Source organism: Aliiglaciecola sp. SL4, from assembly GCF_041538045.1.
In the GTDB taxonomy this organism is placed as follows: domain Bacteria; phylum Pseudomonadota; class Gammaproteobacteria; order Enterobacterales; family Alteromonadaceae; genus Aliiglaciecola.
Window position 1 is genome coordinate 135,370 of the sequence record NZ_JBGOSE010000001.1, and the last position, 19,712, is coordinate 155,081.

19 protein-coding genes are annotated in these 19,712 nt (G+C 40.3%); 6 read left to right on the forward strand and 13 right to left on the reverse strand.

Annotation, left to right across the window (positions count from 1 at the left end):
* Positions 1–36: 36 nt before the first annotated feature.
* Positions 37–1,635 carry an isocitrate lyase gene (locus AB6T38_RS00575; protein ID WP_372545332.1) on the reverse strand — a complete coding sequence of 533 codons (1,599 nt, stop codon included), beginning with the start codon at positions 1,633–1,635 and terminating at the stop codon, positions 37–39.
* Positions 1,636–2,227: 592 nt separating this feature from the next.
* Here AB6T38_RS00575 and AB6T38_RS00580 point away from each other — a divergent pair.
* The gene (locus AB6T38_RS00580; protein ID WP_372545333.1) at positions 2,228–3,520 is read left to right on the forward strand and encodes an alkaline phosphatase; all 1,293 of its coding nucleotides are present in this window, start codon (positions 2,228–2,230) and stop codon (positions 3,518–3,520) included.
* A 48-nt stretch (positions 3,521–3,568) separates the two neighbouring features.
* Here AB6T38_RS00580 and AB6T38_RS00585 read toward each other — a convergent pair whose 3' ends face one another.
* The 12 genes from AB6T38_RS00585 to AB6T38_RS00640 form a co-directional block, all read right to left on the reverse strand.
* Entirely contained in the window at positions 3,569–4,681 is a 1,113-nt protein-coding gene (locus AB6T38_RS00585) for a lipocalin-like domain-containing protein (RefSeq protein ID WP_372545334.1), read from the reverse strand.
* Complete coding sequence (locus tag AB6T38_RS00590; protein ID WP_372545335.1) at positions 4,666–7,155, reverse strand: FtsX-like permease family protein; 2,490 nt, start codon at positions 7,153–7,155, stop codon at positions 4,666–4,668. The genes AB6T38_RS00585 and AB6T38_RS00590 overlap by 16 nt, the downstream gene beginning before the upstream one ends.
* Positions 7,148–7,816 carry an ABC transporter ATP-binding protein gene (locus AB6T38_RS00595; RefSeq protein WP_372545337.1) on the reverse strand — a complete coding sequence of 223 codons (669 nt, stop codon included), beginning with the start codon at positions 7,814–7,816 and terminating at the stop codon, positions 7,148–7,150. The genes AB6T38_RS00590 and AB6T38_RS00595 overlap by 8 nt, the downstream gene beginning before the upstream one ends.
* A gap of 30 nt (positions 7,817–7,846) precedes the next feature.
* A complete protein-coding gene (locus AB6T38_RS00600; protein WP_348492020.1) occupies positions 7,847–8,581 on the reverse strand; it encodes a VC0807 family protein in 735 nt (244 codons plus the stop codon).
* Between the two features lie 110 nt (positions 8,582–8,691).
* Entirely contained in the window at positions 8,692–9,249 is a 558-nt protein-coding gene (locus AB6T38_RS00605) for a rhomboid family intramembrane serine protease (RefSeq protein WP_348492021.1), read from the reverse strand.
* 4 nt (positions 9,250–9,253) lie between these two features.
* Positions 9,254–10,420, reverse strand: coding sequence for a glutathionylspermidine synthase family protein (locus AB6T38_RS00610; RefSeq protein WP_372545338.1), 1,167 nt, complete (start codon positions 10,418–10,420; stop codon positions 9,254–9,256).
* A 75-nt stretch (positions 10,421–10,495) separates the two neighbouring features.
* Positions 10,496–11,107, reverse strand: a complete 612-nt coding sequence (locus AB6T38_RS00615; protein WP_348492023.1) for a DUF1190 family protein — start codon at positions 11,105–11,107, stop codon at positions 10,496–10,498.
* 11 nt (positions 11,108–11,118) lie between these two features.
* Positions 11,119–11,535, reverse strand: a complete 417-nt coding sequence (locus tag AB6T38_RS00620) for a DUF350 domain-containing protein (protein WP_348492024.1) — start codon at positions 11,533–11,535, stop codon at positions 11,119–11,121.
* 33 nt (positions 11,536–11,568) lie between these two features.
* Positions 11,569–12,216 carry a YjfK family protein gene (locus tag AB6T38_RS00625; protein ID WP_372545339.1) on the reverse strand — a complete coding sequence of 216 codons (648 nt, stop codon included), beginning with the start codon at positions 12,214–12,216 and terminating at the stop codon, positions 11,569–11,571.
* A 39-nt stretch (positions 12,217–12,255) separates the two neighbouring features.
* Positions 12,256–13,308 carry a potassium channel family protein gene (locus AB6T38_RS00630; RefSeq protein ID WP_372545341.1) on the reverse strand — a complete coding sequence of 351 codons (1,053 nt, stop codon included), beginning with the start codon at positions 13,306–13,308 and terminating at the stop codon, positions 12,256–12,258.
* Positions 13,309–13,324: 16 nt separating this feature from the next.
* Complete coding sequence (locus AB6T38_RS00635) at positions 13,325–14,005, reverse strand: PspA/IM30 family protein (RefSeq protein WP_348492027.1); 681 nt, start codon at positions 14,003–14,005, stop codon at positions 13,325–13,327.
* Positions 14,006–14,030: 25 nt separating this feature from the next.
* Entirely contained in the window at positions 14,031–14,420 is a 390-nt protein-coding gene (locus AB6T38_RS00640) for a DUF2170 family protein (RefSeq protein WP_303474361.1), read from the reverse strand.
* 217 nt (positions 14,421–14,637) lie between these two features.
* Between AB6T38_RS00640 and AB6T38_RS00645 the strand changes: the two genes are divergently transcribed.
* From AB6T38_RS00645 to secD, 5 genes are all read left to right on the forward strand, one after another.
* Positions 14,638–14,925: a DUF6471 domain-containing protein gene (locus tag AB6T38_RS00645; RefSeq protein WP_348492028.1), complete on the forward strand. Its 288-nt coding sequence runs from the start codon at positions 14,638–14,640 to the stop codon at positions 14,923–14,925.
* 196 nt (positions 14,926–15,121) lie between these two features.
* A complete protein-coding gene (gene queA, locus AB6T38_RS00650) occupies positions 15,122–16,162 on the forward strand; it encodes a tRNA preQ1(34) S-adenosylmethionine ribosyltransferase-isomerase QueA (protein ID WP_372545342.1) in 1,041 nt (346 codons plus the stop codon).
* Between the two features lie 172 nt (positions 16,163–16,334).
* On the forward strand, positions 16,335–17,447 hold the full coding sequence (gene tgt, locus AB6T38_RS00655) for a tRNA guanosine(34) transglycosylase Tgt (protein WP_372545343.1): 1,113 nt from the start codon (positions 16,335–16,337) through the stop codon (positions 17,445–17,447).
* A gap of 21 nt (positions 17,448–17,468) precedes the next feature.
* Entirely contained in the window at positions 17,469–17,801 is a 333-nt protein-coding gene (gene yajC, locus AB6T38_RS00660; protein WP_348492031.1) for a preprotein translocase subunit YajC, read from the forward strand.
* Positions 17,802–17,862: 61 nt separating this feature from the next.
* Positions 17,863–19,707 (forward strand): protein translocase subunit SecD, encoded by a 1,845-nt coding sequence (gene secD / locus AB6T38_RS00665; RefSeq protein WP_372545344.1) that lies wholly within the window; start codon positions 17,863–17,865, stop codon positions 19,705–19,707.
* Positions 19,708–19,712: the final 5 nt, after the last annotated feature.

The following is a 19,712-nucleotide window of genomic DNA, read 5'->3' on the forward strand; positions in this document are numbered from 1 at the left end:
AGTCTTGCTTTTCCTTGGAGTTACACGTCCGCTTAATTAAGCGACATCGAATTGATTCATGGTGTTATCTTCACCAGCTGCTTTAAGGGCTTGATCACCACTGAAATATTCTTTGTGATCATCACCCATATTTGAACCTGCCATTGCTTGGTGTTTAACACAGGCTAAACCTTGACGCAGTTCTTGACGCTGTACACCTTTAACATAAGCCAACATGCCTTCGTCACCGAAGTAACCTTTTGCAAGGTTATCAGTAGATAACGCTGCAGTGTGGTAGGTAGGCAAGGTGATTAAGTGATGGAAAATACCTGCTTCTCGGGCAGCATCAGCTTGGAATGTACGTACTTTTTCATCAGCTACTTGAGCCAATTCGCTGTCATCGTATTTCACCTGCATAAGCTCATCGCGGTTGTATTCGCTAACATCTTTACCTTCTTCAACCCAAGCATCAAACACTTGTTGACGGAAGTTAAGAGTCCAGTTAAATGAAGGTGAATTGTTGTATACCAACTTCGCATTCGGAACCACTTTACGGATTTCGTCAACCATTGCGCCGATTTGACCAACGTGGGGTTTTTCAGTTTCAATCCATAACAGATCTGCACCATTTTGAAGTGAAGTAATACAGTCAAGCACTACACGGTCAACACCGGTATTTTCTTTGAATTTAAACAAGCCATTAGGTAAACGAATCGGCTTAACCAGTTTACCGTCTTGGCGAAGGGCTAGGTCACCATCTTGCAAATCATCAACCGAATTAACGTCAGTGGTATCTAAAAATGCATTGTACTTAGACGCTAAATCGCCTTCTGAAGTAGATACTGGTATTTTTTGTGTTAAGCCTGCGCCTAATGAGTCAGTTCTGGCAACGATAACACCATCATCTACACCTAGTTCAAGGAATGCATAACGGACGGCATTTATTTTTGCTAGGAAGTCTTCGTGAGGTACAGTTACTTTACCGTCTTGGTGACCACATTGTTTTGCATCAGATACTTGGTTTTCAATCTGAATACAGCATGCACCCGCTTCAATCATTTGCTTAGCCAACAAATAGGTGGCTTCTTCGTTACCAAAACCTGCATCTATGTCAGCAATAATAGGCACTACATGGGTTTCATAATTATCAATTTTGGCTTGAATTTCTGAAGTACTTTTACCTGCAGCTCGCGCTGCGTCAAGTTCATGAAATAATTCACCTAGTTCTTTAGCATCAGCTTGACGTAAGAAGGTATAAAGTTCCTCGATTAATGAGGAGACTGTTGTTTTTTCATGCATAGATTGATCAGGAAGAGGACCAAATTCAGAGCGAAGTGCTGCAACCATCCAACCTGATAAATATAGATACTTCTTATTTGTTGTACCTTGATGTTTTTTAACAGCCAACATTTTTTGTTGTCCAATAAAACCATGCCAGCAACCTAAAGATTGAGTATATTGACTAGAATCTGCATCATACTCTTCCATATCTTTACGCATGATAGCTGCGGTATATTTAGCTATATCAAGTCCAGTTTGGAAACGATTTTGTGCTTTCATTCTTGCCGCATATTCAGGGTTAATCGCATTCCATCCAGAACCATTCTTTTGGCATAGCTGGCTTACAGCGTTTAGGTCATTTTGATATTGAGACATCATATTTTCCTTTTTTCTATTACATGTGTAGGGAACTGAGGTCTAGTGCATAATTATTGTGAACACATCTAGACGACCGGTATCGATTCACCTGATTATTATTTTGTGTCGATGCAATTATCCTAGCCCTTCAAGGATAATAAAAAAAACGTATATTAATGATTTTCGAAATAGATTCTGTGAATGTGGGTTTGTATATCCTTAGAAATCAGAGAGTAAAGTTTGATCAATCGATTATTCATTAACTAATAAAAACAGTATGTAAATTGAAATAAGAATAGTCAGGATGATTTATTTACCGATCTTTTGCTATTTTTCAATGTTTAGTCGACACCGTTACTGTTTTTACTACAACAAAGTTGTGGATATTGTGAGTAGAGCTTGGGCTCGTGTTGGATGGAAGGTGTTTAGCTGTGGCACCTGAATTGAGATGAGCGTATTGGATGAACGGCGATACAGATGTTAAGCAAGGTTTCACAGTGTAGGCGTGTAGGTCATACATAACTTTGCGCAATCTAGTAAAAATCGATTTATAAGATTTCAATTTCACGTATCATTTGCGTAGTAAATTATTGGTAAATTTGGAGATAAAATGAAGTGGCTTTCGGCTTTTACATTATTGCTGTTTGTTTCCGTAGCACAAGCGAGTGAAGAAAAACCTAAAAACATTATAATGGTAGTCGGCGATGGTATGGGACCTGCGTACACCACTGCCTATCGCTATTTTGCAGATAAAAAAACTTCACCGATGATTGAGCCAACAGTGTTTGATCGCCATCTTGTGGGAATGGCTAGTACTTACCCTGCTAGAGTAAGTGGCTATGTAACAGATTCTGCTGCCGGTGCGACCGCACTATCTGCAGGTGTGAAATCTTATAATGGTGCTATCGCGGTAGATGAGAATAAACAATCGGTAAAAACCGTTTTAGAACAAGCGCGTCTTAATGGCTTGAAAACTGGCGTTGCGGTGACGTCGCAAATCAATCATGCAACTCCTGCGGCTTTTTCTGCTCATAATGAAAGTCGTCGTAACTATGATGCGATTGCAAATAGTTATTTTGATGACAAAGTGAATGGGCAGTTTGCTCTTGATGTAATGTTAGGTGGCGGCTGGAAGTATTTTATTCGTGATGACCGCAATATAGTTGATGAATTTAAATCAGCAGGTTATCAATATATTGATGACTTAACGCAATTAGACAGTCTTAAGCCTGGACCTGTAATCGGTCTATTTGGCGATGAGGGCATGCCTTGGGCTCTGGATATGCCGGACAAGCAGCGCTTACCAGCATTAGTTGAAACAGCAGTTAAACAACTAACCAATGACAAAGGTTACTTTTTATTGGTAGAAGGCAGTCAAGTTGATTGGGCTGGACACTCCAATGATATTGCCTCAGCTATGGCTGAAATGCATGACCTAGCGTTAACATTGGAATGGTTAGAGCAATATGTACAAAAAAATCCCGATACCTTAGTGGTCGTGACAGCCGATCATAGTACAGGTGGTTTCACTATTGCTGCCAATGGTAACTACCAATGGGATCCTGAACCGTTAAAAGCTGTAACACAATCACTAAGCTCTTTGGCAAAATCAATGGTAAACAGCAAAACACCAATGGATTTAGCTGAGGCGGGGTTGGGCTACAAGCTAAACGAAACTGAAAAGTCACTTTTACAGAAAGTTGATATGACTAACAGTAAAGCGCTATATGTACAGCTTAAGAAGTTGATGGATATCCGTTCAAATACAGGTTGGACTAGCTCTGGTCACACAGCCGTAGATGTACAAATTTTTGCTATGGGAGCTGGAAAAGATCATTTCCGTGGTCATATGGACAACACTAATATTCCAAAAATTATTTTTGAGTTAATGCAATCCAAATAGCTTTAAGCTATCTATATTAGCAGTCAAGTTAGGTAACGAGTTTGACTGCTAATATCCCGTTAGTTCCATAAAGCCGATACCTTGATGACTGCCCTCAACCACTACCGCACCCTCATAATAGGGAAACATTCCGTGATTATATTGATCTTGTTTAAACGCTGAAACGCGAATATGGATTTGATATTGAGGTAACGATAGGGACCAATTAAGTGGCACCTGTATACCGTTAACCGTTGCATAACTATCAATGGTCCCTTTGATATCTGTTGCTGTTAAATGAATTTTATCGCCCTCAGGGCTGATCAAGCTGCCAAACCACGCATTGCTCAACTCACTATGTCGAACCTGGTACAGCATCAGTTTTTGGCCGTCATTTAGATGTAAAGAGAACCAGTCCCAGCCTTGCGTTTTTTGGTCGGAAAGTCCCGCACTCCATTCATGGTCAAACCAACCTTCTCCTGAGACTTTAATGGTTTTATCTAGCAATTCAATGGACCCATCAATATCAATAAAGGGCTGACTGTAATACATAGAAGCATGTTGTTCATTCGCCAATTTAACACTGTAGCCATTTTGACCATTTAAAATATACGGACCTATTGCGTGCATGTTCAGCATTATATTAACCTGCCCATTGAGGTTAAAATTCAAAGACGCTGGCAATAAATCCGCGGACGATGAACGCCAATGCCAATCATCTAAATATGCCTCAAAATTGTTAGTTTCCTCATGTAGTGAAACATCAGCGTTGCCAACTCCACCTCTGGCAAAAATTTCTTCAAACCAATCTTGTTTATCTGAGCTCAGCTTACCGTGACTCATATATAATTGTCCGTTACTCCAATTGGAGTCGCTAGCTCCTCCTGAAAAGCGGAACAATGTCCATTGCATTGGATATTGATTGCCCTGACTATCAAACAAGTTAGCGGTTAAATACCACCATTCAATAGCAAATTCAGGGTGACTGAGATGATCTCGCGGAAATTCAATGGCTATTTCGGTATTGGCTTTTGCACTGGAAAAGTTCTCCTGATCAAGCATCCCCCCGTACATGCTAGAGGAGGGAATATCGGACTCTGAACAGGCCGACAACACTATACTGGCCGACAATAGGCTTGTTAATAGCCAAGGTGTTTTTCTAAACTTTAACCATTGAGCCATTTTATATCCTCAATAGGCGGTATTAATATTGCCCTAGCTGCGGGCAATAATACAGCCAACAGCACGACAGTTAAGCTTGAAAAAACTAGCTGAACAATGGTTTCCAATTCAATAACCAGCGGATAGGACCAATAGAAAGCCTGCACATTAATTAAATTGATCAAAAGCCAGCTTAATAATATGCCAAAAGGAATAGCAATAGCACAGATAAATAAGCACAACAGGGTGTATTGGAACAAGGTCAATAACAGTACTTTACTTGCAGGTACACCCATAGCACGAAGCAAAGCTCGTTGAGGTTTATTATCAAAGTCGATCACAATCAGGGAGGAAGCTAACGAGAATGCGGCGACCAATAAGGTAATAATATTAAGACTTTGGGTTACCACAAAAGTATTATCAAAGGTTTGCATTGAGGCTTTCAGCAATGTTTGGGTTTCCATCATTTGTGCATCAGGCATGTTCAACCCTAACTGCTTCTTGAGTTCAGTCCACTCAAGTGGGTGAGCCCCTTGGTTATATAAAGCCATAACCTGTCTGCCGCCTAGTGGATTTTTAATTAACCACTCACTGACTAGAGCTTGTGCGTTCGGGTTACCATAATCATAATAAATACCAACCACTTGCACTGCCAACTGGGTATTATCTTGGCGACTAATTTCTAGTTTTTGGCCTAATTTAAGCTGCTTGGAAAGGGCAAACTGCTGATTGACAAAAATCCCATATCCATTTGAAAACTTGTCCCAAGAAGTATCCAGAGCATCTTCCAATAATAGTGCCTGGCGGTGTTTTAATTGACTTGGATAGGAGCGGATTTGCAGGTCGTTGCCCTGATAGCTGACCTTTTCTGCCAGCCTGACAAAAGTTGAAATCTTCGGGAAATTTAGTTTGATAAGCGTACTTGCTTTATCTGCATCCTGAGTATAAATATAAGCATCGGCGTCAAGTCGCTGGGTTATCCATGTATCAGTGGCAACTCGAAAGCTATTGACCATTAAATTCATGCCGACATTTGCCGTAACAGCAATGAAAAAGGCACAAAGAGCGATACTGCTTTTGTTTGATACTCGTTTAGCATCCGCAAAACTCCAGCTTAAACTAGGCGCGTTTGATGGAATAAAGGGTTGTGTTAATACAAGTAACTTGGGCAATATAAACAACACCATGAAACACCCACTGGTTATCAGCAACCCGATGATCACAAAAGAGCTAAGGATATTTGCGTAGCAAAAATACAAAATTAAACTCACTAACAGCAATATTGCAGAAACTGTTAACCATCTGTTCTCATTATAAACCACCTGAGGTGTAAGTTTTATTGAGGCTAAGTGGCTGTCTATAGAACGCAATGGGAGCACGGCGGCTAGGCTCAATCCCAGAATACTAGCCAGTAGCACTCGGCTATATAAACTAGGCCATGAAAATGATTCAAACCCTAAAGACACATTATATAGACTCTCAAGGGTTTGATTAACGGCAGGGGACAGTAATTTGGCTGCTTCAATACCCAAGGTGACACCCATTGCACTACAAACTATGGCTAAGAACAGCATTTCTATTATGCTAGCGCTGAAAATCGCGACAATTGGAACACCTAGTTGTCTTATAATTTTAAACGTCGGCAAGCGTTTAATTATCAATAAATTTAACGCGTTTAATACCACAAACATGCACACAACGAACATCAGTAGACCCATGGCAAACAGGTTAAGATGAAAGCTTGCGGTTAATTGTTCGGTATCTTCTGTTGAGATTAACTTGACTAACTTGAGGTGTGCAGGCAATTGCACGGTGACAGGGTTCTTATCATTATATTTACCAACCACCACTAGGTAAGAAATCTCCTGAGTAGTGAATTGATTAAACAAGGTTTCAATGTCGCAAACAATTTGCTGACCAAAGCCAGTTCCTTTGGCTATGGATACAGGGCCTATTGGGAATTGCGAATTGAGCTGTAAAAAATTATCACTCGTAAGCAGCTTTTGTGTGCGCAATACTTTTGCATAGGCGGGATCCACAATGAATTTATTTTCTGTTGCGTCTATCTCAGATGAATTGATACTTGAGGTAAATAAAACGACTTCTTTTTCAGCACTATCGGTACCTTGTTGGCTTACATCTAAACTCATTAAGGCATAATAGTCGACCCCCACAAAGTCAAGCTTGTTGTTTTTGCTCCCTATTTCCAAAGTTGATACGGCTATTATATTTCGATTTCCACTTTTGCGTAAATCGGCATAGTCTGACTGAGTGATTGATGCACCTTCTTTAGGGTAGATAGCGTAGCGTACGTCTTCTATTAAGGGAAAATTGGGTTGGTTATAACTACGCTTAGCCGTTTCATTGATAACAAGCACAGACGAGAAGCCAGCACAGCCAATTATCATCGCCATTAGCACTAAAAAAAGTCGATATTTTTGCAGATTATAACTTTTTACTATTACCCACAATACCGAAAGAATTGGCTTAGTCATTTGCTTGTAGCGTTAACTTTTTATCACTCAAGTGATAATGGTAATGGGCTTGTTTCGCTAACTGTTGACTATGGGTGACCATAACCAGCATCGCGTTATGCATACTACATAAAGAAAAAAGTAAGTTGGCGACCTTATCGCTATTTTTGTCGTCAAGATTACCAGTGGGTTCATCCGCTAAAACTAACTCGGGTTTGTGGGATAAGGCCCTTGCGATAGCAACTCGTTGTTGCTCTCCGCCAGATAAATCCACTGGCATTTTATGCCGTTGCTCTGCTATACCTAATTGTTGTAACAAGTTAAGCAGATATGGCTCGTCTAGATTTTGATTTAAACGGGCGGGAAAACAAATATTTTCCCATACGGATAAACATTCTATTAGATTGAATTTTTGAAACACAATGCCCACGGTTTTTTGCCGGTAGGCATCACTTGAACGAGGGGAGAATGAACAGATATCCTGCCCATTTATGATTATTGAGCCTGAGTCTGGTTTATCCAGACAGGCTAACAAATGCAGTAAGGTTGACTTTCCAGAACCCGATTCGCCAGTAATGGCAATTTGTTGTTTGGGGGCAATATTTAAGTTTAGATTATCTAAAACCTGAGTAAATTGTTTGCCATCTTGATATGACTTAGATAAGGCTTCAATTTTAATCATTGCACCGCCAGTTGTTCTACTTGTTCAGCTTTATCCTTCTTCGTGAATAAAGGATAGGTAATCTTCACCAGTTAGTTTTTTCATTTGAATGATTAAATAAGCCAGCGCAGAAAACAGCATAATTAAACTTGGCACCATGATTACCGGGTAACTTAATGCCGTCATCCGCCCTAATTCTTCAGTGTACGCAGTTGTGCCAGGTTCGCTGACTAAGATAATTTTCGCCAATATATAATTTAAGAACGAAGAAACAAAAAACGACGCGGCAACGATATACGAGCTGATGGTTATTTTGCGCTTAAATAAGGCTGTATTTTGTTTTTTCTCTAAAGCCTCGTCTAATGCTGGCCAATTAATCACATTTTCATTGAGAATAAGAATTTTCACTAAAGAGCGATTGGTGTATTGAGATATCAACACTGCAATCCCTAAAATTCCGGGGATGGCAGCTTCTTTAATGGCAATATATTCGGCAGGTAGTTTCAACAAGGTGATACCGCCAGTGAGTATGACACTAATAATGCCTAATATAGAGAAACCATTTACCTTGCCAGACTTTTTTAAATCCCAAATGCCGTAACCTATGGGGAACGCTAAGGCGCAGACCACACTTACCGCTGGGCCTAAATATTCTTCGCCGCTAAGATAGGATAAAATTAATACCGGAATAACAATATTGAATGCAAGGTTACCCATAAACCCATTGTTTTGTGGTGGGTTCTTCTTAGGATTTTGAGTCGATTCGTTTGCTGCTGGCTTATTCATAAAATCATCAAACTATATTATAACTGTTGTCAGTATATCTAACTCCCAATCAATCCACTACGACTTTAATCAAACTTAGACGTGTTGCTCTATGTAAGTAAAGTAGAGTTTTAGCGCTTTTTCGCCCAAATTTTTGCTGCGCATAAACCCGCAATAAAACCAAAGAGGTGGGACTCCCAAGAAACGAAACTGTTTGTAGGGAATACACCAAATATCAAACCGCCATAAAAAAAGCCGACGATGAGGGAAATAATAATGAGCTTTATGCGCCCAGATATTAGGCCACCTAGCACTAAAAAACCAAAGTAGCCGTAAATAATACCGCTGGCACCAATATGCATGGCTGGGCGTGCAAACAGCCATACCAGTAAACCAATACTAAAGATTAAATAGATACTGACAGCCATGTAAGTTTTTTTGCCGTACTGCATTACAAGTAGGCTAAATATTCCTAAAGTGACAATATTTGACGCGAAATGGGCTAAATTTCCATGTAAAAAGGGACTAAAGATTATGCCGCGCAAACCAATGAGTTCACGTGGGTATATTCCAAAGACATTTAAGCTGCGGCCAAAAACAATATTGATGCCTTCTATAAGCGTAAAAAATAACATCAAATACAAAACGAATTTCAATTGAGATGCTAGAACCGTTGTTTTTGCGCCCATGAGGTTACCCTAAAATAATATGTGGTAGATATCGGGACATATCTTGTGTGATCAAAGAGGTATCTTCTCGTACTGAAATTCCGGCTGCTTTGTCGTTAACTAACCAAGAACCAATTAATGTGTAGTTATTGTCAAATTTAGGAAGCGGATGGAATGCTTGATAAATAAAGCCTTCCTCACCATAAGGACCATCGGCATGTATAATCTCTTGTCCTTTTTCTAAAATACTAACGTTTGCCCCTTCTCGGGAAAATATCGGCTTTTTAACAATGCGCTGGTGGTCACATAAATGCAGTTCATCTTCGAAATAAGCAGGTAACAGGTTAGGGTGGCCTTTAAACATCTTCCACAACATGGGCATCAGTGCTTTGTTAGATAAAATACTTTTCCATAGCGGTTCAATCCAATTGGTTTGTGAACTTTCCACAAAATCCCCAAACTCCTCACGCTGCATAAACTCCCAAGGATAGAGTTTAAACAAAGTATCGATTTGGTTATTTTTCAAATCGGTAAAACGACCGGACTCTCCTAAACCAATATCTTCAATGAAAACAAAGGGAGCATGCAGGCCTGATTCTGCGGCGCAGTCTTGCAAATATTGAACGGTGCCACGATCTTCAATGGTGTCCTGACAACAGGCAAAATGGATATGTTCGGTTTGATAATGTCTAGCGATTTCATCTATCCGTGCAATTAATTTTTCTTGTAAGGAGTTAAATTGATCTGCCTGACGAGAAAGTTGATTGCCATCCACTAAATCTTGCAGCCACAACCATTGCCAGAATCCCGATTCATATAAACTAGTCGGTGTATCAGCATTATTTTCATATAACTTAGCCGGACCACTACCATCATAGGCAAAATCGAGTCGAGAATATAACGACGGATCCTGCTTGCGCCAGGAATCTTTCACCCCTTGCCAGAAGTCTTCTGGAATTTTAAAAGCAGACAATAAAGTGTCATTATTCACAACTTTGTCTACAACTTGTAAACACATTTGGTGAATTTCGACGCTAGGATCTTCTAAGTCATTTTCAATTTGCTGTAAATTGAATTGATAATATGCAGATTCATCCCAATATGGCTCGCCGTACATACTATGGAATGAAAAGCCAAAGTCCTTTGCTTTTTGTTGCCAGTTTTTACGGGGATCACTAGGTATTCTGAACATCGGGACTCTATTGCTGTGGATTAATGGTGTTGTTGATCAATGGCTGCATGGATTAATGTTGCCAGTGGAACGGGGTTAACCACCCCAACCACCTTTAGAGCCACTTCTACTTCCCCAACTTGATTTAGCTCGAACAGAGCTGCCAAATCCACCTCGTTTTATTGTTCGAGTGACCGCCGGTTTAGGTTTGAATGCATCTGGACTGACTTTGTGGTTGCGCTTACCCAATGAACCATAATCGTATCCTCCAGCGCCAATCCACCGATAACGATAAGGAGAGTAGGGAGAATAAGAGGTAAACATGGGTTGATACTGGTAGCGATTAGGCGACAACAGGTTACTTAACATGTAGCCAGCCATAAAAGGCATAAAAAAGGAGCCCGAACTACGCTCTACCTGACGACATTGGTTTGGCCCAAACTCACTTTCACAATCCCGTTCCGTATTATATTTAGGCCCTGTTCGTTCCGCTTCTGCCAAAGCTTCTTGATAAGCGGTTTCACACACTTGTGCCTGTTCTGGATTCTCTTTGGCACAATCTTCGGGCGTGGTGTAGATGGTCGCTTCTTGACGATTACCGGTGCAAGCGGCCAAGAATACTGAGGCAACACCAATGGCCAAAGGTTTAGGGGAAAAATGCTTACGCATTCTGCTTAGATTGATTTGTTCACTGCGTTTACGTGTCATGCTTATGCCTCCTAGTAGGTCATGCAAGCCGCATTGAGTAAACCAACGCCGATGGACATAGACGCTAACATGACGCCAGCTGACACTTCTTGATTATCAATCCTTTCAGCGATGGCAGGCATAAAAGTGAAGCGCAATAGTAAAAACGCTAACACCTGCGCGATAAGTGCAATGAAGCCCCAAATAGCGAAGTCATATTGAGACGTTGAATTAGTTACAGCACCGGATAATGCAATACTAAAACCGACGATAGCACCGCCAAACCCAATTGCTGCAGCTGTGTTTTTTTCTTCTTTCACCAATTTCCATTCATCATGGGGCGTGACCCATGCGTAAACGATTTTGAATAAAAATAAAAGCACTATTGAGACCACAAAATAGATTGCAAAATTACCCAATCCGGCTATTGATTCCAATAATATATCCATCGACTTTTCCTTTTCTGTGTAAATGTAGATTTGCTAACCGTTTATTCTAATATCGGCGGGCAAAATATCGAAGCCAGTGCTAATAACTAGGCAGCGATCATGATTATTATCGACAATTTTTTCTTCTGCACAAACCAATAAGGTTTCGAAGGCGTCGTGATCTATTTGTCGTTCATATAACATCACAAATTGGTCCGTTTGACTGGTATCACCATCAAGTTCAAAGGTTTTCTCTGTCATTGCTACCGGAGGTGACTCCTCGCCAACAGCATTCCATACACGGCTATAGTTGTTACTTTCAATTTGATAATGGGGCTGAGAAACTTGTTGGGCAATGAGGTCTTTCCATTGCTTATCGGTACCCACGGTTTGTGTATCGTAAAAGTACCATAACTTCACATCAGTGATATGGTTTTCTGTGTCACCACCATCTAATACTACCTGTAAAAAAGCATCGTCATCGGTGTAATAACGTAGAATTTTGCCGCCTGTATCCAAATGAGCTTCGCCCACAGCTTGAATCAAATGATGTCTAGCTGCCCCTTCAATTACCAGTTCAGGCTCTATAAGTTTGAGTTTTAAATCATCAAGCTCAAAAGACCCACCTAAATACAACCCCATTATTTCCGGCGCTTTTATGTCAGCTTGCTTGTTCTTTTTGCTAAACCATTTTGAAAACATGATTTCTCCGTTTTTAATCTGTCCAGTTATTGCGACTTTTTATTCCGACAATATTTGCCAATCAAAATGATTGATACGCTGTTCAGCAATATAAAAAAGTTTGTATTTGGGCAAGATAGTCTCATCAAAATTAGGATTTAAAGTAACTTTAGCGGGAACGCTTGGTTCGACAAAGCCAATGAAGGTGGCGTTATAGCGTTGTTTAAGGGTGATAAATAGTTTTTCAACGGATATTTGAGGAACGGATTCTGGCACTTCAATTGAAAACTGGGCCTGTCCCTCTTGAACTGTCAATAAGTCGTGTTGCAATAAACTAGAGCCTGGATCAAATGCCGATTTAGCTAACATTTCAACGGCGACACTGGGGGTACATTCGATATTAGGACAATGAGTCTGTAATAAATCCACTAAGGACTCATCTTTAAAGTAAGCTAGCAGATGGGCGCTGTTATTCCTTTTGCTGCAATATAAAGAAGTGGTCATAGTGACATCATCTTCTTCATTATCCATGACAATAACCGCAGCTTTATCTACGCAAGCCCTATCCATTTCTTTATCATTGTTAAATGACATTACTTTGATAAATTCAATTTTATCGGGCATGGGATTGTCTATATCAGCTTTAACACACAAAACAATCTCTGGCTTGTTTTCCGTTTCTGCCCGCTCTTTAAGCAGCAAATTAAGCAATTGAATGGTGCGCTGACCATTCCAGCCAATTACCAAAACATGGTTTTCAAGATCTAATGGTTTCAAACCTTTCACTCCTTTTTGCCATTGCATAGATACCCAAGCAGCTACGCGTCCTAGCACTAAGGCAAATATACTCAACCCTAAGGGGATTACATAAAAAGAAACGATATATTTACCCGCACTTGTGACCGGTGACATATCACCATATCCAACAGTAGAACCGGTGACGACTAGCCAATAAATAAAGTCGTTAATATTGAGCAGGGCATCTTCACCTGATACATATAATAAAATCCATGTGCTCAGGGCATAAAACAAAAGCGCTAGTACAATGGTGTACCAGCGCATCTCGGAAAATACTCGGGTGAGTACTTTACGTACTTTAAGGACTAATAACATTTAGAGGCTAACCAATTTATTCGCCTAAAATGCGTTTCAGCTCGTCATCAGCAGAGCTTTTACCACCCTTAATTCCAGCTTCAGCTAAGCGCTTTTCTAAATCAGTGGATGAGTCGCTAGAAGCAAGCTCTTCCGCAGCTTCGAGCTCTGCACTGCGTAACTTTTGCTTGTCTTGAATGCGATTTAAAGATTCAGTAGCGGTTTTCATTTTACTATTTGCACCCATGTGTCTGGATGAAACAGCAACCTGTGCTTTTTGCACTGATTCTGTTGCCTTAACCATATCAACCTGCTGTTCTAAACGCTTCAAGTTGTCTTTTGCTTGGTTAATATTGGCAGCAAGTTGCTTTTCTGATTGAGTAAACTGGTCTAAAAACTCTTGTTCGGTTTCCATTTCAGCAGTCAAATCTGCTACTTTTTGCGCGCAGTCTAATGCCAATTGGCGATCTGAGCCTATGGCTTTGCGGGCATGTTCTTCATATTGACCGATTGATACTTTGAGGCTATCAACCTTTTGTTTAGCCAATTTACATTTTGCTAAAATTTGCGTTCGAGCATGGTCTGACTTACGCAATTCTTCTTTTGCATCACGAATTTCTTGTTCTAGAATTCGAATGGCTTGACTGTCAACAACGGATTGAGCAGCTTCTGTTGCGCCACCTTTAACAGCTGTAACTAACTTTCTCCAAACCGACATAATCTTCTCCAAAATACCTAAATGTTTAGTGCAAATGTTCTTGATAAGCATCTAAAAATGCAGCCACATTGTGGAATAAGGCATCGAGTTCAATTTTGATGCTTTCTGCTTTAGATTGTGAACTTAATGCGCCAAATGCAGTGTAATAATCTTGCTCAGCAACTTGAGATATTCCAATCGTTGTTAATGGAAACAACATATGGGTTTTCAATATCTCTTCGTTCAAGGCCGCTTTGTCTTTGACTTCTGAACTTGAAAATAAAATGGATTCGATAATAATTTGCTCTCCACTGAGTGCTAACCATGCATCTAAACCATCACCATTTCCGATCAATAAACAATTTTCTTCACGGGTGACAACAATATTGTCGTTATCTGATAATAGGGTCTCAAGTTGATCAAGGTCCCAAGTCATATGCCTACTCTCCTGTCAGTGTAATGACTATAGTATGTTACCTTTGTATACGAAAAAACATGATCAGTTCAAAATGAATTGTAAGTTTTTTTGTAACGGGGCAGATTGTACTGACAAATGATTTTTAATGTCAAACTTTATTTTACTTTTTTGAGTTGTATAGTTTATTTTTGTAAATTATAATTCACAAAGTTGTTCATTTTAGAGTGAGTGAAAAGTGGCGAAAAAACACGATAACGCAAATTGGCGACAACTAGTTCAACGTATTATTAAGGCTGAAATGTCTAAGCGCGGGGTGAAATATCAAGACCTCAGCGAGCGATTGAATTCAATTGGGGTTGTTCAAAGCGCAGATAACTTACGTAATAAGGTAAATAAGGGAATTTTAGGCGCAGATTTACTTTTACAAATTATGTACGTTTTAAAAATGCGTCGAATTGAGCGTGAAGATATCATTGAGATATTTGCGGATATGCAAATTTCATTAGATGAAGATGAGCTTTGAAAAACGCACAAAAAAAACCAGCTAGGGCGGCTGGGGAAACTATGTTTGGGAGAAACATCGAAATAATAAGTTGATTATAATTTATACTGTCAGCGCCAAAACTCAAGGAAAACCGAGTATCGATAAAGCGTTGCAGGTATATTTTTTAATACGTAAAATACTGAATATTAACTTACAGTTGGGCTAACCAGACTTCATGAAACTATCTGATTTCCATTTTGATTTACCTGAGCGGTTGATCGCTCGATACCCCACAGAACAAAGAACCGCCAGCAAGTTGCTGTGTTTAGACGGTAAAACTGGCGGTTTAAAAGATACCCATTTTTCTGCTTTTGTTGATTTAGTGGATGAAGGTGATTTACTTATTTTTAATAATACTCGAGTGATACCTGCGCGTTTACTTGGGAAAAAATCAACCGGCGGAAAAGTTGAGGTGTTGGTTGAACGCATTATTGATGAAAAAACCGTTTTAGCCCACGTGAAATCTAGCAAATCCCCAAAACCCGGGGCTTTATTGGTACTAGAAGAACATATCCAAATGGAAATGGTGTTGCGTCACGATCAACTGTTTGAATTAAAGGTTGTTAATCAAGAACCTGTTTTGAGTCTATTAGAAAAATACGGACACATGCCGTTGCCTCCCTATATCGACCGACCAGATGAAGATTCAGATAAGGAACGTTATCAGACGGTTTATTCTGAAAAACCCGGAGCGGTAGCTGCACCTACCGCAGGTTTGCATTTTGACGAAGCTACTCTTGAGGCATTAAAAAATAAGGGGGTTAATACCGCCTTTGTTACCCTGCACGTTGGTGCTGGTACCTTTCAGCCAGTAAGGGTTGATAATATTCAAGATCACCACATGCACTCTGAATACGCTGAAGTGCCTGAAGATGTTGTGGATGCCATTAACTTAGCTAAATCCAAGGGTAAACGAGTCATTGCTGTAGGCACAACGTCGGTTCGTTCATTGGAATCTGCCGCTGCTGCAAGCATTAAAAAAGGTAAACCCCTTGAGGCCTTTTTTGACGATACTGATATTTTTATTTATCCCGGTTATCAATTTGAAATTGTCGATGCAATGCTGACTAATTTTCACTTACCCGAGTCCACATTAATCATGTTGATTAGTGCATTTGCGGGTAGAGAAAACGTGATGGGTGCATATGCGCAAGCAATAGCAAACGAATACCGCTTTTTCAGTTACGGTGATGCCATGTTTATTGAAAAATCCTAACCACTGATGTGTAAATTTAGGCGAATAAGTCGTCTCATTTCGCTTATTAAGGCAACTTTCAAGCTGAAATTCTCTTTAGATGATTTCAGCTTGCTCATTATTCCTTTATAATCCCCGCTGTTTTTCAGCACTGGACTGTTTTCCGGTATGCAGAAATTTTAAAAGGTTAAAAATGAAATTTGAATTAGATACAACCGATGGCAAAGCACGCCGCGGTAGATTAGTGTTTGACCGAGGTGTGGTTGAAACCCCAGCGTTTATGCCCGTTGGCACCTATGGCACCGTAAAAGGAATGACGCCGGAAGAGTTAGACGAGACAGGTGCGCACATCTGTTTAGGGAATACCTTTCATTTGATGTTACGTCCAGGCACTGAAATCATGAAGCAACATGGTGATTTGCACGACTTTATGCATTGGGATAAGCCGATCCTTACGGACAGTGGCGGTTTCCAAGTGTTTAGTTTGGGAGATTTACGTAAAATCACTGAAGAAGGGGTCACGTTTAGATCGCCAATTAATGGTGAAAAAATACTGCTTACTCCAGAAAAGTCTATGGAAGTGCAACGTGATCTTGGCTCAGACATCGTGATGATTTTTGATGAGTGTACTCCTTATCCCGCCACTGAGCCTGAAGCTCGCCGCTCCATGGAGTTATCTTTACGTTGGGCTAAACGCAGTAAACAAGCTCATGAAGGTAACCCGTCAGCGTTATTTGGTATTATTCAAGGTGGCATGTACGAAGGTCTGCGCGATCAATCCTTGAAAGGTCTAGAAGATATCGGATTTGATGGTTATGCCATTGGTGGTTTATCCGTAGGTGAGCCAAAAGAAGATATGATTCGGATTTTAGATCACACAGCAGATAAAATTCCTGCTGAAAAGCCACGTTATTTAATGGGAGTGGGACGACCAGAAGACATTGTTGAAGCGGTTCGCCGTGGAATCGACATGTTCGATTGTGTTATGCCAACTCGAAATGCCCGAAATGGTCATTTATTTGTTACGGAGGGTGTTATTAAAATACGTAATGCCAAGCATAAAACAGATACTGGACCTTTAGATGAGAAATGTGACTGTTACACTTGTAAAAACTATTCACGGTCATATTTACATCATTTGGACAAATGTAATGAAATACTCGGTGCTAGATTAAACACCATCCATAACTTGCGGTACTATCAACGAGTTATGCAAGGGTTACGTGATGCTATAGCTGAACAAAAACTTGATCAGTTTGTTGAACAATTTTACGCACAGAAGAACATGCCGGTTCCGGCTTTATAACTAAAAATATATGAGGAATTTATGAGTTTTTTTATTTCTAATGCTTACGCACAAGAAGCTGGCGCACAAGGCGGTGGTTTTGAAATGCTTATCTTGTTAGGTGTTTTCGGATTAATTTTCTATTTTATGCTGTATCGTCCACAGGCAAAACGGGTTAAAGAGCATAAAAACCTAGTAGCTTCTATCGGTAAAGGTGATGAAGTACTTACGCAAGGTGGTATGGTTGGTAAAGTTTCAAAAGTGTCTGAAGAAAAGGACTTTATTGAGATTTCGTTAAATGACAATACCAATATTGTGATTCAAAAAGGCGCAGTCACTGCTGTGCTACCTAAAGGTACAATGAAATCAATCTAACTAAATTGAGAACGGCAAACGCAAGTTTGCCTTTTTCGTTTAAGTAGAAAAGGAATAGCAAGTGTTAAATAAAACTCCCCTGTGGAAGTATATTTTAGTGTTGATGGTTGTTGCCGTTTGCGCTTTATACGCCTCCCCTAATCTTTATGGTGAAGATTATGCTGTGCAGATATCTGCTGGTCGTGACGCAGTCCTAGATTTGCCTTTGATAGATAAAGTTAATCAAGACTTAGCCGATGCCGGTATCGAAAAAAAGTCTATCGTACTTGAAGATGAGCAAATACTGGTTCGTCTTTACGATGATAGTGCACAAAGGTTGGCTAACGAAACCCTCGCCGAATCATTAGGCAAAGACTACACAGTAGCGATGAATTTAGCCCCTGATACTCCTGATTGGTTGGACAGCTTAGGCGGTACACCCATGAAGTTAGGTTTGGATTTACGTGGCGGTGTGCACTTCTTAATGGAAGTGGATATGAATTCGGTCATCACCAAATCTTTAACGGATATGGAAGGTGATTTTAAAACGTCACTACGGGAAGAAAAAATCCGTTATTCACGTGTGAGTATTATTGATGAGTCTGTTCAAATCCGTTTTCGCGATCAGGATACTCTCGATAAAGCTGAATTTTTCCTTAAAAATCGTAACCGTGATATTACCTTGGTTGAGCAAGGTGATTTGATTCTCGTGGCCAAAATGTCAGAACAGAAACTGTCTGAGATACGGGATTATGCGGTAAAACAAAATATTACCATAATGCGTAACCGAGTAAACCAACTTGGTGTTGCTGAGCCTGTTATTCAGCGTCAAGGTGCTGACCGTATCGTTGTGCAGTTACCCGGTATTCAAGATACAGCCCGCGCAAAAGAAATTCTAAATGCGACTGCTACCTTAGAATTTAAAATGCTAGATCAAGAACACGATTTACGTGATGCATTAAATGGGCGTGTACCTCCGGGTTCTGAAATTGTTGAAGACCAACAAGGTGTGCCGCAATTACTGCTTAAAAAAGTCATGTTAGAAGGTAGTCACATTATTGATGCAAACGCTGGCGTTGATGAATACGGCATGCCAAAAGTGTCCATTTCATTAGACTCTGCTGGTGGCAGCAAAATGTCTTTAGCCACTAAGGGTAACATCGGTAAACCCATGGCAACCGTCTTTATTGAATATAAAGCAACGGGTGAAAAGAACGAAAAAGGTAAAATCATTTTCGTTCCAGAGCGTGAAGTTGTTAGTGTGGCAACCATTCGCGCGCAGTTAGGAAGTCGATTTGAAATTACTGGCTTAGATTCACCTAAAGAAGCCCGTGATTTGTCCTTATTGTTACGTGCTGGTGCTTTGATTGCGCCTATCACTATTGTTGAAGAGCGTACCGTAGGCCCTAGCTTGGGACAGGAAAACATAGACTTAGGCATGCAAGCCATTTTATGGGGATTTGCCTTAGTTCTTGCCTTTATGCTGTTTTACTACCGTTCCTTTGGGTTAGTTGCCAACCTTGCACTGGCGGCTAACTTAGTGATGATTGTGGGTGTTATGTCAATGATTCCTGGCGCTACCTTAACGCTGCCTGGTATGGCTGGTATCGTACTGACAGTTGGTATGGCTGTTGATGCCAATGTGTTGATATTCGAGCGTATCCGCGAAGAGATACGTGAAGGACGAAGCCCGCAACAAGCTATCCATTACGGTTATGATAGTGCGTTTTCTACCATTTTAGATGCGAACATAACGACCTTTATTGCTGCAATTATTCTTTTTGCAGTGGGAACCGGACCAATCAAAGGCTTTTCTATCACGTTAATGATAGGTATAGCTACTTCGATGTTTACTGCCATTATCTTAACCCGTGTAATCGTAAACGGTGTTTGGGGTGGTAGACGTCTTCAGAAATTGTCGATTTAGGAGCC